The organism is Phenylobacterium sp. T106 (assembly GCF_057219735.1).
Window position 1 is genome coordinate 208,556 of record NZ_JBXVWA010000003.1, and the last position, 12,747, is coordinate 221,302.

The 12,747-nt window shown below is 69.5% G+C and carries 14 protein-coding genes and 1 tRNA gene; 6 read left to right on the top strand and 9 right to left on the bottom strand.

The features are described 5' to 3' along the window. Positions 1–4: 4 nt before the first annotated feature. The 4 genes from AC2D8W_RS08655 to AC2D8W_RS08670 form a co-directional block, all read right to left on the bottom strand. Positions 5–1,105: a hypothetical protein gene (locus AC2D8W_RS08655; RefSeq protein ID WP_484671208.1), complete on the bottom strand. Its 1,101-nt coding sequence runs from the start codon at positions 1,103–1,105 to the stop codon at positions 5–7. Continuing rightward, entirely contained in the window at positions 1,105–1,956 is an 852-nt protein-coding gene (locus tag AC2D8W_RS08660; RefSeq protein ID WP_484671209.1) for a hypothetical protein, read from the bottom strand. The genes AC2D8W_RS08655 and AC2D8W_RS08660 overlap by 1 nt, the downstream gene beginning before the upstream one ends. Positions 1,957–2,344: 388 nt before the next feature. Continuing rightward, positions 2,345–2,917, bottom strand: coding sequence for a DUF5681 domain-containing protein (locus AC2D8W_RS08665; protein WP_484671210.1), 573 nt, complete (start codon positions 2,915–2,917; stop codon positions 2,345–2,347). A 1-nt stretch (position 2,918) separates the two neighbouring features. After that, the gene (locus AC2D8W_RS08670) at positions 2,919–4,205 is read right to left on the bottom strand and encodes a site-specific DNA-methyltransferase (RefSeq protein WP_484671211.1); all 1,287 of its coding nucleotides are present in this window, start codon (positions 4,203–4,205) and stop codon (positions 2,919–2,921) included. Between the two features lie 169 nt (positions 4,206–4,374). On the opposite strand from AC2D8W_RS08670, the gene AC2D8W_RS08675 reads away from it, so the two are divergent. Genes AC2D8W_RS08675 through AC2D8W_RS08685 form a run of 3 tightly spaced genes read left to right on the top strand, consistent with a single transcriptional unit; the run spans position 4,375 to position 6,649 of the window. Continuing rightward, positions 4,375–4,617 carry a DUF3489 domain-containing protein gene (locus AC2D8W_RS08675; protein ID WP_484671212.1) on the top strand — a complete coding sequence of 81 codons (243 nt, stop codon included), beginning with the start codon at positions 4,375–4,377 and terminating at the stop codon, positions 4,615–4,617. Further along, positions 4,614–5,024 (top strand): DUF2924 domain-containing protein, encoded by a 411-nt coding sequence (locus tag AC2D8W_RS08680; RefSeq protein ID WP_484671213.1) that lies wholly within the window; start codon positions 4,614–4,616, stop codon positions 5,022–5,024. The genes AC2D8W_RS08675 and AC2D8W_RS08680 overlap by 4 nt, the downstream gene beginning before the upstream one ends. Beyond that, a complete protein-coding gene (locus AC2D8W_RS08685) occupies positions 5,024–6,649 on the top strand; it encodes a recombinase family protein (RefSeq protein ID WP_484671214.1) in 1,626 nt (541 codons plus the stop codon). The genes AC2D8W_RS08680 and AC2D8W_RS08685 overlap by 1 nt, the downstream gene beginning before the upstream one ends. Before the next feature lie 371 nt (positions 6,650–7,020). Here the strand turns inward: AC2D8W_RS08685 and AC2D8W_RS08690 are convergent. The 3 genes from AC2D8W_RS08690 to AC2D8W_RS08700 all read right to left on the bottom strand — a co-directional run bounded on the left by AC2D8W_RS08690 (position 7,021) and on the right by AC2D8W_RS08700 (position 9,042). Next, a tRNA-Ser gene (locus AC2D8W_RS08690) sits at positions 7,021–7,110 on the bottom strand. Between the two features lie 49 nt (positions 7,111–7,159). Next, a complete protein-coding gene (locus tag AC2D8W_RS08695) occupies positions 7,160–8,131 on the bottom strand; it encodes a hypothetical protein (protein WP_484671215.1) in 972 nt (323 codons plus the stop codon). Then, positions 8,098–9,042, bottom strand: a complete 945-nt coding sequence (locus AC2D8W_RS08700; protein WP_484671216.1) for a tetratricopeptide repeat protein — start codon at positions 9,040–9,042, stop codon at positions 8,098–8,100. The genes AC2D8W_RS08695 and AC2D8W_RS08700 overlap by 34 nt, the downstream gene beginning before the upstream one ends. A 204-nt stretch (positions 9,043–9,246) precedes the next feature. Between AC2D8W_RS08700 and msrA the strand changes: the two genes are divergently transcribed. Genes msrA through AC2D8W_RS08715 form a run of 3 tightly spaced genes read left to right on the top strand, consistent with a single transcriptional unit; the run spans position 9,247 to position 10,587 of the window. Continuing rightward, the gene (gene msrA, locus AC2D8W_RS08705; protein ID WP_484671217.1) at positions 9,247–9,900 is read left to right on the top strand and encodes a peptide-methionine (S)-S-oxide reductase MsrA; all 654 of its coding nucleotides are present in this window, start codon (positions 9,247–9,249) and stop codon (positions 9,898–9,900) included. 10 nt (positions 9,901–9,910) lie between these two features. Further along, positions 9,911–10,258, top strand: coding sequence for an MmcQ/YjbR family DNA-binding protein (locus AC2D8W_RS08710; protein WP_293481569.1), 348 nt, complete (start codon positions 9,911–9,913; stop codon positions 10,256–10,258). Next, the gene (locus AC2D8W_RS08715; protein WP_367118738.1) at positions 10,255–10,587 is read left to right on the top strand and encodes an MmcQ/YjbR family DNA-binding protein; all 333 of its coding nucleotides are present in this window, start codon (positions 10,255–10,257) and stop codon (positions 10,585–10,587) included. The genes AC2D8W_RS08710 and AC2D8W_RS08715 overlap by 4 nt, the downstream gene beginning before the upstream one ends. A 59-nt stretch (positions 10,588–10,646) precedes the next feature. Here the strand turns inward: AC2D8W_RS08715 and AC2D8W_RS08720 are convergent, their stop codons facing one another. Both AC2D8W_RS08720 and AC2D8W_RS08725 read right to left on the bottom strand, forming a co-directional pair. Beyond that, complete coding sequence (locus AC2D8W_RS08720) at positions 10,647–11,339, bottom strand: DUF599 domain-containing protein (protein ID WP_484671218.1); 693 nt, start codon at positions 11,337–11,339, stop codon at positions 10,647–10,649. Between the two features lie 3 nt (positions 11,340–11,342). Then, positions 11,343–12,677, bottom strand: coding sequence for an MFS transporter (locus tag AC2D8W_RS08725; protein WP_293481570.1), 1,335 nt, complete (start codon positions 12,675–12,677; stop codon positions 11,343–11,345). Positions 12,678–12,747: the final 70 nt, after the last annotated feature.

A 12,747-nucleotide genomic window follows, 5' to 3' on the forward strand; every position in this document is an offset into this window, starting at 1 on the left:
GGGATCAGGTGATTTCTATCTCTTCCACAGACGGAAGCCAGGCGTCGAAGGCGGCAGGCGTGGCGATCCAGCGGAACCCGAATGGGGTCGCCATCAGGACGGCCGCATCCTGCGGGTCGGGGGCGGCGTCCCAGAGTCCGTGCGCTTCGACCTCGGCCGTCAGGGTGTCGTAGGCATCGGCAGTATCCATGGCGACCAGTAGCGGATCGAAGCCCGCCGCCGTGATCGCCGTCGCGAGGTCGGGCGCAAGGTCCGCGCCGGGAGCGAGGTAGGCTGCGATCATTCGGCCGCCCAGGCGGTTGTTAATCCGCTCCTGGCGCTCGTAGGCGGCGTCCACCTGCGCCCCTGGGGCGCGGCTTGAAATCGAAAACCTGCCGTCCTCGGCAAACTCGATGGTCACCGGCATCGGCGGATTGGCGCTGAAGCGCCCGACGATGGTGCGCGCCGGTCGGAAGCTTTCGGCGACCTGATTGCGGAAGCTCTGTTGCAGCTCGAAGAAGAAGTTCGCGATCTGAAGCGCGTCCTGAATCTGCTCGTGGTCGACAACGACGGGGCCGCCGCCATTGCGGCGACGTAGCCGCAGGCCGAACGGCCCTAGGATGTAGTCCGCGTGCGCCATCGCGTTGCGGATGTCGTCGCGGAAGGTGATTTCTAGCAGGCGGGACAGCTCGCTCATGCCGATAGCGGCGGCGATCTCCGCGAGCCGCCGGAACATGGCGTTGGCGTTCGGACCGATGACGGCGCGCGGTTGCTGGCGGACCCGCACAAGGTCCTGGAAAGGCCACATGTTGTAGGCCTTCAGTTGCGCGACCTGCATCGTGTTCAGCAGGCACTCATAGACGCCGCCGGCCTCGGCGAGCTGCGCGTAGAGACAGAGGACTTGCCGCAGCTCCGACTTGGTCAGGGGCTCGCCTTTCGTGCAGAGGATCTTCATCTCCTCGAACACCTCATGGGCCGTCTGCACGGTCGACCAGCCGGCGTCCTGTGCCCCTCGGAACTCGCCCGAGATCGCCGCCGCCGTATCTATCTCGTTGATCTGGGTGACGAAGGCCCAGAGGTAGGTGAACTGCCGATGCAGCGCCCGCACATAGACAACCGGGTCCATTAGTCGTCCTCGCCCGTCAGCTCTTTCCACCGGCCGATATCGACATCGACGAAGCCGGCGGGAAACGACACCCCCATGGCAGCGAACGAAGAGTCGACTTCGGTGTGGATGGCGAGGATCGCCGACCCCGGCAGCGGCGAGGTCACGTAGAGATCGAAGGCGTGCTTGCTGGGGATGCTTCCTCGGCTACGCGCAAAGGTAGCGAGCACGGCTTCGCCGGCCGAGTGGGCGTGCCGGGTCTGCGCCAGTGGCACCGCCAGCTCGACGATCGAGCGTCGCCCGATGCCCGCCAGCGTCGCCAGATGCGTCGGGTCCTTTTGCCAGAACGACGCGACTTCACCGCCCCAGCGCGCCATCAGCGGAACTACGCCGCTGTCGTCGATGGCCGTTGGATGCGAAGTCATCCAGAACTTGTCCTTCCGCCCGCCGAGCTGGTCGGTGTGGAACGGGCTGGCGGCGAGGAGATCGTCCGCGACGGCCTGGCTGAAATCGCCGGCCCTAACCCGGTCAGCGAGGCGAGCCGTCAGGCTAGCGAGCGTGGACATCTCCACGCCTGTGGTCTTCAGGGCCTCGGCTTCGCTGTCGGTCAGTCGCGTGTAGTGCCAGGCCCGGATGGTGCGCGTTTCCATCTCGACGCCGAGGGCGTCCTTCAGGGCCATGAACCCTGCGGCGTAGGCGTTGCTCGGCCGCATCAACGGGCGATCCGGCATGGTAGCGCGCTCGTAGGTCAAGAAAATCTCGATGTCGCGGTCCACGTAGCCGCGTATCAGGTCGGCGTTGGCCTCGAGGATGTCGACCAGCTCCGCATCGAAAGTCGCCAGGTCCCAGACGTCTATCGGCGGCTCGTTCATGGCCCCAGCTCCCGACGGGGAATTTACCCATATCGGTCGAGGTCTGCACGAACGGTCCGCCTTGAACCAGCAAGTCGTTTTAGCAGCGGGTCGAATCCCGGCGTTCAACGTCGCCTTTCGGGTCCGGAGTCAAGGTCCGCTCCTGGCGCTAGGGCGACGTTGCCCTAGGCTTTGTCTGCGCCCCTGGTCGCTATCTCACGCAGAAGCATCTTGGCCAGCGTCGCCGCTGGCATGCCGCCGAGTTGCGCGGCCGCTGATCCCGCCCCGCTCCGAACGTAGACCATCCCGCGAGACGTGCTCCAGTAGCCAGAAATCTGGCGATCTCTTACGACCGCCGAGACCTCCGACCAGGGCGACTGAGTGGAAACGGAAGCTCTGGCGCGGCTCATCAGGTACGCGTCCCACCCAGCAAGGTGTCCCTCGGCGGGTCGTCAACCGTCAGCTCCAGCCGCTTCTCCCCCGGCTTCAGGGTCGAGTTGGCGATGAGGATGGGGTCAGACTTGCCGAGCGGCGGGTTTCGCGCCATCGCGGCGTCCACCACCCAGGGCGCAATCTTGTAGCGCTCGCCAACGGGGATGATCACGCCCAGCGCCTCAAGCGCCGGGTTGCAGTCCTTGGGATCGATGATCTTTCGGGTGATCACGAGTGGCCCGCGGCGCCCGGGGTCCGGCGTGGCCGCCGCCATCTGGTCCGCGATCTTCAGGAAATCCCTTGTCGCGCGCAGGTCCCCGGCGAGCGCCCGCTGCGCCAGCTGCAGAACCAGCGCCTCGGTGATGGGCACCTTGCGACGTTGCCCATCGACGGTGGCCATGACCTTGCGGTCCAAGACCTTCTCGGCCGCCGAGCGCATGCCCGAGCCCTTGCGGCGGCCGCGCGGGTTTCCACTCTCCCCCTTGCGGAAGCGGCTGTGGCGCGGCGGGCGCTTGTAGCCGACCGGCGCGGCCTCGTGATCGTCGTCCATCTCAGGCCGCCTTCGCCGCACGCTTCAGCCGGGGGCGTCCGCCTGTGAGGTTGCGCCAGCGCTCGACCACGAGATCAACGTAGAGCGGATCGATCTCGACACCACGGAAACGCCGGCCGGTTCGCTGCGCGGCGATCAGGGTGGCGCCTGATCCCAGGAAGACGTCGAGAACGATGTCGCCGCGGCGCGTCACGTCCTGCAAGGCGTCAGCGACCATCTGCACCGGCTTCACCGTGGGATGAAGCGCGAGGTCCTCGCGTCGATGCCCTTTGAAGGTGTTGACCGAGGCATAGTCCCAGACGTTGGTCCTGTTGCGCCCGTGCCGGCCGAGTTCGACCGTGTTGAGATGCAGGGCGCGCCCGACCCGATAGACGAAGACCAGCTCGTGCTTGGAACGATAGAGCGACCCCATGCCCGCGTTGGACTTGTTCCAGACGCACAGGTTGAGGAGGTCGCCATAGACGGCTTCGCCCGCCGCCTGCACGTCGGCCATGTGCCGCCAGTCCATGCAGACGAAGTGAACGGCGCCATCGCGAGAAACCGCAGCGCAGGCGCCCAGGGTCTGGCGCAGGAACGCGCGGAACTCATCCTCGCTCATCTCGCCCGCAGCCATCGCAAACTCGCGATGCTTCGAGGCGACATTGGCGTGGCCCTGGATGCGCACGTTGTAGGGCGGATCGAGGAAGGCCGCGTCCACGGTCTCTCCCGGGCCCAACACCTCGCGCAGGAACGCCACGTCGCGGGCGTCACCACATCCGATGCGGTGATCGCCCAGGATCCAGATGTCGCCGGGCTGGGTCATGGCCTGAGCCGGGACTGGCGGGATCACCTCGTCGTCGGGGTCGACGCCCTCGGAGAGGACGACGTTGAGCTCGCCTGCTGAGAAGCCGAGATCCTCAAGCGCGATCTCGGCGGAGATCTCCTGAAGCTCGATGCGCAGCAGGTCGGTGTCCCAGCCGCCGTTGAGCATGATCTTGTTGTCGGCGATCCGCAGCGCCCGCTGCTGCGCGGGGCTCAGCCCCCGGATGACGATGGTCGGGACCTCGCCGAGACCAAGCTGCCGAGCTGCAAGCAAGCGACCATGTCCGGCAATGATGTTGAGCTCGGGATCGACGAGGATGGGGTTCGTGAAGCCGAAGTTCGAGATGCTGGCGACCAACTGATCGATCTGCCGCTTGGGATGAAGGCGGGGGTTGTTAGCGAAGGGCTTGAGCTCATCGAGCCGCCGGTAGGTCACTTCAAGCTGCTGGTCGTTTGTCATCTTGGTCTGCCCCTTCGTTCGAATCATCCCTCCCCTTGAATGACTTGCTGCCATTATAGCACATAAGCAGAACATCCGACGAAGGCGCTGGACTGCTCCACAGGAAGGAGCGTGTGTGTGGATTGCCCGGCGCCGATCCGGGCTCGCGCCGGTAGCGGGCGCGGTTGGCGCGTCCGCCTCAATCGGAGCGCCGCACATGGCCCGGAGGACCACCACCCCTGAACCGCAGGCCCAGGCCCGCACGCCAAAGATCGATATCGTCATCGCCTTGCTTTCCCGCCCCGAGGGCGCCGGTATCGAGGCGCTCAGCCAGGCGACAGGCTGGCAGGCGCATTCGGTGCGTGGTGCTCTCTCCGGCGCCCTGAAGACGAAGAGAGGTCTGGCGGTCGTCAGCGAGAAGACGACGGCCGGGCGCGTCTATCGGATCCTCCCGGCATGAGCCGCGGGGCGAGAATCGCCGAAGAGGTCCGGGCGCTCGCGCGTCTGGACCTCGAGGGCCTTCGGGAGGTCTGGCGGCGTCGGTATGGTCCGCCTCCGAAGGTGCGCTCGCCGGAACTGCTGCGGCTGTCGCTGGCGTGGCGGATTCAGGCTGAGGCGCTGGGCGGGCTGGATGCGGGCGTTCGGCGACGTCTGCGCCAGGGACCCGGATCGCCCGCGCGCGCCGACTACATCGGCGACGGCGCGCGGATCGTGCGCGAGTGGCGTGGGGTGATCTTCGAGGTCGAGCGGGTCGCAGGCGGCTATGCCTGGAACGGTGAAGTCCACCCGAGCCTGTCGGCGGTGGCCCAGGCCATCACCGGCGTGAAGCGCAATGGCCCGAAGTTCTTCGGACTGCGGGAGGGCTGATGGCGACCCGGCTTCGCTGCGCGGTCTACACCCGCAAGTCCACCGAGGAGGGCCTGGATCAGGCCTTCAACAGCCTCCATGCCCAGCGGGAGGCCTGCGAGGCCTACATCCGCAGCCAGGCCGGCGCGGGCTGGTCGATGCTGCGCGAGGCCTACGACGACGGCGGCTTCTCGGGGGGCTCCATGGATCGTCCGGCGCTGGCGAGGCTGCTGGCCGACATTGCCGCCGGACGCATCGATGTGGTGGTCGTCTACAAGGTCGATCGCCTGACGCGATCGCTCGCCGACTTCGCCAAGATCGTCGAGGCGTTCGATGCGAAGGGCGTGTCGTTCGTCTCGGTGACGCAGGCCTTCAACACCACCACCAGCATGGGCCGTCTGACCCTCAACGTCCTGCTGTCGTTTGCGCAGTTCGAGCGCGAGGTCACCGGCGAGCGGATCCGGGACAAGATCGCGGCGTCAAAGGCCAAGGGCATGTGGATGGGTGGCCTGCTGCCGCTAGGCTACGACGCGCCCACGGACCCCGTCACCCGCGCGCTGGTGGTCAACACCGTCGAAGCGGAGACCGTCAGGCTGATCTTTGCGAAGTATCTTGAGCTGGGTTCCGTCAGCGCGCTGCGGGCGTGGCTCGACACCGAGGGCGTGCGGCCGAAGGCCTGCCTTGCGCGCAATGGCGTCCCTCGCGGCGCGCGGACGTTCAGCCGCGGCGCGTTGTTCCACCTGCTGAAGAACTGCACCTACATCGGCGAGATCCCGCACCGCGACCGCTCCTATCCCGGCGCCCATCCAGGCATCGTGGACCGCGAGGTATTCGAGGCGGTGCAGCGAATGCTGGCGGATCAGACCCAGCGACACGCCGAGCGTCCTCTGCGCCGCGCGACGATGCTGCTGGCCGGCAGGATTTTCGACGGTGACAGCGAGCCCATGAGCCCGACGTTCACACGAGGGGCGAAGGGGCAGGTGTATCGCTACTACGTCTCGACCGGCGTGCAGACGGGACGGTGCCGGTCATCGCCGGACGATGCGATCCGGCGTGTGCCGGCGGCGGCCATCGAGCGTCTGGTGCGGGATACGGTTAAAGACGCTCTAGACGCGGTGGAACGGGTCGAGGTCCATCCGACATGCGTGCATGTCGTGATTGATCCGGTGGGGCTGCTGGGCCGTCCCGTAGACCCCGCCGACGCGGCGATCGAGGTCCAGGCCCGACTTGCCGCGGGCCAGAGGGTTCTTGTCGATGCTGGGACTCAGGCGCGTGTGCGGATCATTCAATCCGTGCGGCTGGCGCTCCGCGGCGGCAAGATCGTGATCACCGACGTTAACGGGCGGCGCGCCGACCCCCATCAGCGGACCGATCTGGTGCTCACTCAGGCCCTGCGCGCCTCGCACGAGTTGCTGGCCCGGCTCGGCGACGGAGCGGTCGGACGTCCGGAACAGGCCATCCTCGCCGCGTCGCCGGCCAGCGCCTACGACCGCAACCTGATCAAGCTGGCCTTCCTGGCCCCAGACCTCCAGGTCCAGATCCTGGAGGGGCGCCAGCCGCCGGGGCTTACTCTGCAGGCCATCATCGGGGCGGACCTGCCAGCGTCCTGGCCGGATCAGTTGGCCTGGGCCGAGGCTCTGAACTGAATTCCCTGCTCCTGGAAAAACTCCCTGCTCTGCGCGGGAAATTCCCTGTTCATCGCGTTACAAATTCCCTGCTCCGCGAGGGTCTCGTTCCCTGGTCTCGGACGCTAGGCGCCAGACTCTGCGGAGAAATCTCCGCGCGGCATCCGGTTCGCGACGCCAGAGAATGCAGAAATTCCCTGCTAATTTCCCTGTTAGCAGGGAAACTCCACTAGATCGCAGACGCGCGGAGACGCCGCCCATCTATAGGCTCAGCTGGGCCCAATCGGGTGCCCGGAGAGGCGTCTCTGACGGGAGTTGTGCTGGGAATAGCGCCGCGAAGTCCGCCGGTTGGGGCGGGGCGCAGTGAAAAGCAGGGATATCGGCTGACTAGGTGGCGGTGAGAGAGGGATTCGAACCCTCGATGGGCTTTCACCCATACACGCGTTCCAGGCGTGCGCCTTCAACCACTCGGCCACCTCACCACACGCCGCGGGGGCGGAGCCCCCCGGTGCGGAAGGCGGGCATATACCGTCAGGACGGGCGGGGCGGCAAGCGGCGGTTGGCGGCCTGGGCGAGGCGGCGCGGATCGAAGAGCGAGCGCGTCTGCGCCGCCCGCAGGCGGGCCTCGAGCGGCGCCGACGCCGCGAGCCAGGCGTCGAGGCGGGCCGGGGCGTCGGGGCGGCCTTCACGCAGGGCCGCCGCGATGTCCGCTAGGCCGGCGTCGGCGCGGCGGAGCGCGGCCTGTTCGTCCGGCAGCCCGGCGTAGCGCTCGTCGATGAGGAACAGCCGGCCGCGCGCCGTGCCGGCCATCAGCGCCGCGGCGTCCCGGTCGCCCCGCTCGTGCAGCGCTCGCGCCGCGGCGAGCGCGCGGCGGGCGTCGGCCATCAGCCCGGCCGGGTCGATCCGGACCGTGTCCGCCCGGCCGCCCGGGCAGGCGGCAGGGTCGAGCGACCGGACATAGTCCGCCAGGCCCCGCAGAACGGCGGCCGGCGGCTCGGGCCCGTCGAACTCCTCGACGACCAGGCCGCGGACGAACGCCTCCAGATCGCCGGGCGCCACCTTCAGCGCCGTGCGCGGGCCCGCCAGGTCGGGAATGGGCCTGGGGTCGTGCACGCCGTTGCCCCGGCGGCCGGAGAACAGCGAGAGCGTCACGTCGGCGGTGCCGGGCGCGCCCGAGGCGCCGGGGAAGCGGAAGTCCGGATTGCCGCGGCCCGCCCGGTGGCAGGCCTCGCAGGAGAGCCCCGCCCGCGCGGCCTGTCCGCCCAGCAGCAGCGGCGTGCGGAACGCCGCGCGTCCCACCTCCACGCTCAGCGCGGCCTCGCCGCCGGCCGGCCGGCGCAGGCACTCGGCGGGCTCGGCGGCGAGCGCGCGCACGGCGTCGGCCTCCGGCGCGAGCCAGCGCATCGCCCGCAGGGGCGGCCCCGCCTCGGCCGCGAGCGCCGCGCCCGCCGCGAGGGCGAGCGCGAAGGCTAGCGCCCGGGTTCGCCGCCGGCGTCGATCCAACGGCGCAGCTCCTCGGCCTCGGCGCAGCCGTAGGCGCAGATGCGGTCGAGCCGGGCCAGCATCCGGCGCGCGCCCTCGCGGTCGCCGCGCTCGACCATCAGCTCGCCGTAGTACTCGGTGGCGCCGCGGTGGTCGGGGGCGACGGCGAGCGCCTGGCGGTAGTGCGCCTCGGCCTTGGCGAACTCGCCCTTCTTGCGCCAGGCGTAGCCCTGGTAGGTCAGCACGTCGGGGTGTGGCCCGAAGGCCGCTCGGGCCCGGTCCAGCGACGCCAGCGCCGCGTCGTAGCGCCGCTCGTTGATCAGGCCCACGGCCTCGACATAGGCGCTGTCGCCCGCCTCGGCGAAGATCAGCGAGCCGGCTTCCAGCGCCGCGCTGGGCCCGGGCGGCTTGGCCGCCGCCGTGGGCGCGGCCAGGGCCTTCTCGACCTCGGCGGTGAGCGCGCGCAGCGTGGCCGGGTCGCAGGCGCCCGAGCAGTCGGCCGCCTTGGCCTTCAGCCAGTCGAGCTGCTCCTGCGCCTTGGCGTCCTTGAGGTTGGCCAGCGCCGTGCCGAGGCCGGCGCGGGAGGCGAGGTCGTCGGGCGACAGCTTGACCGCCCGCTCGTAGGCCCGGCGCGCGGCCTTCCAGTTGCCGGCGCCCGACTGGGCCACGCCCAGCAGCCGCCAGCCGTCCACGCTCTTGGGCGCCGCCTCGGTGACGCGCTGGGCCGAGACGGCGGCCTTGCGGTATTCCTGGGCGCGGATGGCCGCGACGGCCTTGGTGAACTCCTCCGCGGGGTCGTACTGCGGGCCGCTGGCCGAGGGCATGGCCGCCCCGCCGCCGCCGCCGCCGCCTCCGCCGCCCGCCGCCATGGCGCCGGCCGTGGCCACGCCCGCCAGAGCGCCGGCCAGAAGCATCGTCCTGATGAGCCGCATCCTAGGTCCTCCCTGTCTCCGGTCTCTGCTCGCCCGGCGTCTTCCCGCCCGCCCGTCGCGCCCGACGCATTCTTTCGCCGAAGGGCCTTCATTCCCGCGGCCGGATGGTAGACCATCAGGTCGACCAAGGGCTGCCGTTGGCAAGATGAAAAACGGTGTTCGCCCTCCTATGTACGCGGCCCTGCTCCCCTTCGGAGGCGTCTGATGCTCTTCCAAAAGAAAATCCTCGAGCTGCCCACCGCCGACACGGCGCTGCCCGGCCGCGCCCACGCGATCCCCACCGCCGAGGTCCACTTCGTCAACGGCCGGCCGCTCAAGGGGCCCTATCCGGACGGACTGGAGACCGCCTACTTCGCCATGGGCTGCTTCTGGGGGGTGGAGCGGATCTTCTGGCAGGTTCCGGGCGTCCACGTCACCGCGGTGGGCTACCAGCAGGGCGTCACCCCCAACGCCACCTACGAGGAGGTCTGCTCGGGCCGCACCGGCCACACCGAGTCGGTGCTGGTGGTCTATGATCCGCGGGTCGTCAGCTACGGCCAGCTGCTCAAGGTGTTCTGGGAGAACCACGACCCCACCCAGGGCATGCGCCAGGGCAACGACATCGGCACCCAGTACCGCTCGGCGATCCTGGTGACCAGCGACGCCCAGGCCGCCGAGGCCGAGGCCTCGCGCGAGGCCTACCAGGCGGAGCTGTCGAAGCAGGGCTACGGCCGCATCACCAGCGAGATCGCCCCCGCCGGGCCGTTCTACTTCGCCGAGGACTACCACCAGCAGTATCTGGCCAAGAACCCGCACGGCTACTGCGGCATCGGCGGCACGGGCGTGTCGTGCCCGATCGGCGTCGGCGTCTCGGCCTGACGGCGGCGCGGTGACGCGGGACGAGCTGCACGGGGCGGCCATGGCGCTGCCGGGGACCGAGCTCGACGTGAAGTGGGGCGACGACCACTGCTACTGCGTGGGCGGGCGGATGTACGCCGCCACCGACGGCGCCTACACCGGCCTGTCGTTCAAGGCCTCGGACATCGCGTTCGAGGCCCTGACGTCCACCGGCCGCGCCCAGCCGGCCAAGTACCTGGCGAGGGCCAGGTGGGTGACCCTGAAGGACCTCGCGGCCCAGGACGCCGCCGAAGTGGCCGACTGGCTGCGCACGGCCCACGCCCTGGTCGCGGCGAAGCTCACCCGGGCGCAGCGCCGCGCCCTGGGCCTCGACGCATGATGACGCGCGGGGAGGTCGAGGTCCTGGCCCTGGCGCTGCCGGCCACCAGCAAGGTGGTGCAGTGGGGCGGCGCCGACGTCTTCAAGGTGGGCGGCAAGGTCTTCGCCATCTGCGGCGACGGCCTGTCGTTCAAGGTGACCCCGATCGGGTTCGAGGTGCTGACCCACGACGGCCTCGGCCGCCAGGCGCCCTACTGCGCCAAGGGCCAGTGGGTGAACATCGCCCTCGACCGCCTCGATCCCGACGACTGCGCCGGCTGGCTCGCCACCGCCCACTCGCTGATGGCCGCCAAGCTGACGAAGAAGGCCCGCGCCGAATTCGGGCTCTGATCCTCGGAGCTTGAGCGCGTTCGGATCCTAGAACCGGTTCCTACCTATCGGAGCGCGCCCTAGCGCTGCTCCAGCATGCGCCGGAACGCCTGGATCGCCAGCGCCGCCTTCGACCAGCGCTGCCGCCAGAGCAGCAGGCCGACCGCGCCCAGCGTCGCGGCCATGAACGCCCACGGCCCGAACAGCCAGGCCCCCGCGGCCAGCGCGAAGTAGTAGCCGCGGACGCCGGCGCTGAACGACTTGAGCGCCGGGTTCATGACCCGGGCCAGCGCCTCGCCGAACGCCATCCGCTCGGCCTCGGGCAGGGGCTCGGGCGTCGCCCCCAGGGCGGCGAAGCAGTAGTTGATCTGGCGGATGGCCCAGATGAAGTCGAGCAGCCCTCGGGCCAGGCACGCCACGACCAGCGCCAGCTGCATCTCGAACAGCGCCCGCGACGAGGTCTGCACGATCTCCAGGGACGACACGGCCGCAAAGGTGCCGGGGCCGCCGAACAGCGCCCCGGAGGCCGCCGCGATCAGCAGCAGGTTGGAGGAGGCGAAGAACGAGCACGAATTCAGCGTCTGGCCCAGCAGCTGGCCGTCCATCAGCCGCACCTCGCGGCTGGTCATGTTCTGCATCCAGGCGATCCGGATGACGGTGAGATCGGTGTTCAGCACGCCGCCGCGGCGCTTGCCGAACGCGGTCAGCAGCGGCTCGTAGAACAGCCACGCCAGGCCGAAGAGGACGAGCGCGGCGATGTTCAGCCCATCCATCCGCTAGTCCTCGAGGATCAGGCTGTGCGTCTTGCTCTCGCGCAGGCGCAAGACCACCAGCAGCGACATGACCAGGACGGCCGAGACGTAGACGAAGAACCACGTCTCGTGCCCCGCCTTCTTGAACGCCAGCGCCAGCATCTCGGCCGTGCCGCCGAAGATCGCCGCGGCCATGCCGTAGGGCAGGGCGACGCCCAGCGCCCGGACGTTGGCGGGGAACAGCTCGGCCTTCACCACCGCGCTCACCGAGTTGTAGCCCGACAGCACGAAGACCAGCGCCGAGACGATCAGGAAGGCCGCCAGCGGGTCCGGCCCGTTCATCAGCGCCGTCATCGCGGGGTAGGTCATCAGGGCGCAGCCCCCGAATGCGAAGGCCAGCGTCGCGCGCCGGCCCAGGTGGTCACTGATCCAGCCGAACAGCGGCAGGGCGGCCAGGTAGACGAACAGGGAGCCCGCCGAGATCGCCGTGGCCGTGGCGTCGGGCAGCCCGCCCGAGCCCTTCAGGAACTTCGGCATGTAGGTCGTGTAGGAATAGAAGGCGAGCGAGCCCCCCGCCGTGAACAGGAAGATCGCCACGGTCTCGCGGGGATGACGCAGGAAGAGCAGCATGGTGCGGGCGCGCTCCTCGCCCCGCGCCCTGGAGTTCTCGAACGAGGCGCTCTCGTCCATCCGCGCGCGCACCCAGAACACGATCACGGCCATGGCCGCGCCGATGAAGAAGGGGATGCGCCAGCCCCAGTCGCGCAGGACCTCGTCCGAGAGCGTGGTCTGCAGCAGCGCCAGGATCGCGAGCGCGATCAGCTGCCCCATCACCATGGTCACGAACTGGAAGCTCGACCAGAAGCCCCGGCGCTTCCTCCCGGCCATCTCCGAGAGGTAGGTGGCGCTGGCCCCGTACTCCCCGCCCACCGACAGGCCCTGCAGGATGCGCGCGGTCACCAGCAGGATCGGCGCGGCGATCCCGATGGTCTCGTAGCCGGGCAGCACGGCGATGATCAGCGAGCCGAAGCACATCAGGGCCACCGCGGCCGTGAGCGCCGTGCGGCGGCCCGCCCGGTCGGCGTACAGCCCCATCAGCCACGCGCCCGCGGGCCGCGCGAAGAAGCCCACCGCGAAGGTCGCCATCGTGCCGAGCAGGCTCGTCAGCGGGTCGTCGCTGGGAAAGAACTGGGCCGAGAAATAGGGCGCGAAGGCCGAGTAGACGAACCAGTCGTACCACTCCACCAGGTTTCCGGACGAGCCGCCGAGGATCGCGCGGAGCCGCTGGCCCGCGGTGAGCTGCGGCGAGAGCGCCGCCGGCGGAACCTGCGCGTCAGCCCCGGTTTCCGTCGCGGTCATGCATCCTCCCCGTCAGCGTGGAGCGGATGCTAAGGGCAATCGGGGGGCGAGGCGAGGGAGCCCCGCCCCG

Excerpts from the sequence above, each read along its gene's own strand:
- AC2D8W_RS08685 (WP_484671214.1), top strand. The coding sequence starts at position 5,024 with ATGGCGACCCGGCTTCGCTGCGCGGTCTACACCCGCAAGTCCACCGAG.
- AC2D8W_RS08700 (WP_484671216.1), bottom strand. The coding sequence starts at position 9,042 with ATGCGGCTCATCAGGACGATGCTTCTGGCCGGCGCTCTGGCGGGCGTG.
- AC2D8W_RS08720 (WP_484671218.1), bottom strand. The coding sequence starts at position 11,339 with ATGGATGGGCTGAACATCGCCGCGCTCGTCCTCTTCGGCCTGGCGTGG.
- AC2D8W_RS08675 (WP_484671212.1), top strand. The coding sequence starts at position 4,375 with ATGGCCCGGAGGACCACCACCCCTGAACCGCAGGCCCAGGCCCGCACG.
- AC2D8W_RS08655 (WP_484671208.1), bottom strand. The coding sequence starts at position 1,105 with ATGGACCCGGTTGTCTATGTGCGGGCGCTGCATCGGCAGTTCACCTAC.
- msrA (WP_484671217.1), top strand. The coding sequence starts at position 9,247 with ATGCTCTTCCAAAAGAAAATCCTCGAGCTGCCCACCGCCGACACGGCG.
- AC2D8W_RS08680 (WP_484671213.1), top strand. The coding sequence starts at position 4,614 with ATGAGCCGCGGGGCGAGAATCGCCGAAGAGGTCCGGGCGCTCGCGCGT.
- AC2D8W_RS08670 (WP_484671211.1), bottom strand. The coding sequence starts at position 4,205 with ATGATTCGAACGAAGGGGCAGACCAAGATGACAAACGACCAGCAGCTT.
- AC2D8W_RS08725 (WP_293481570.1), bottom strand. The coding sequence starts at position 12,677 with ATGACCGCGACGGAAACCGGGGCTGACGCGCAGGTTCCGCCGGCGGCG.
- AC2D8W_RS08715 (WP_367118738.1), top strand. The coding sequence starts at position 10,255 with ATGATGACGCGCGGGGAGGTCGAGGTCCTGGCCCTGGCGCTGCCGGCC.
- AC2D8W_RS08665 (WP_484671210.1), bottom strand. The coding sequence starts at position 2,917 with ATGGACGACGATCACGAGGCCGCGCCGGTCGGCTACAAGCGCCCGCCG.
- AC2D8W_RS08660 (WP_484671209.1), bottom strand. The coding sequence starts at position 1,956 with ATGAACGAGCCGCCGATAGACGTCTGGGACCTGGCGACTTTCGATGCG.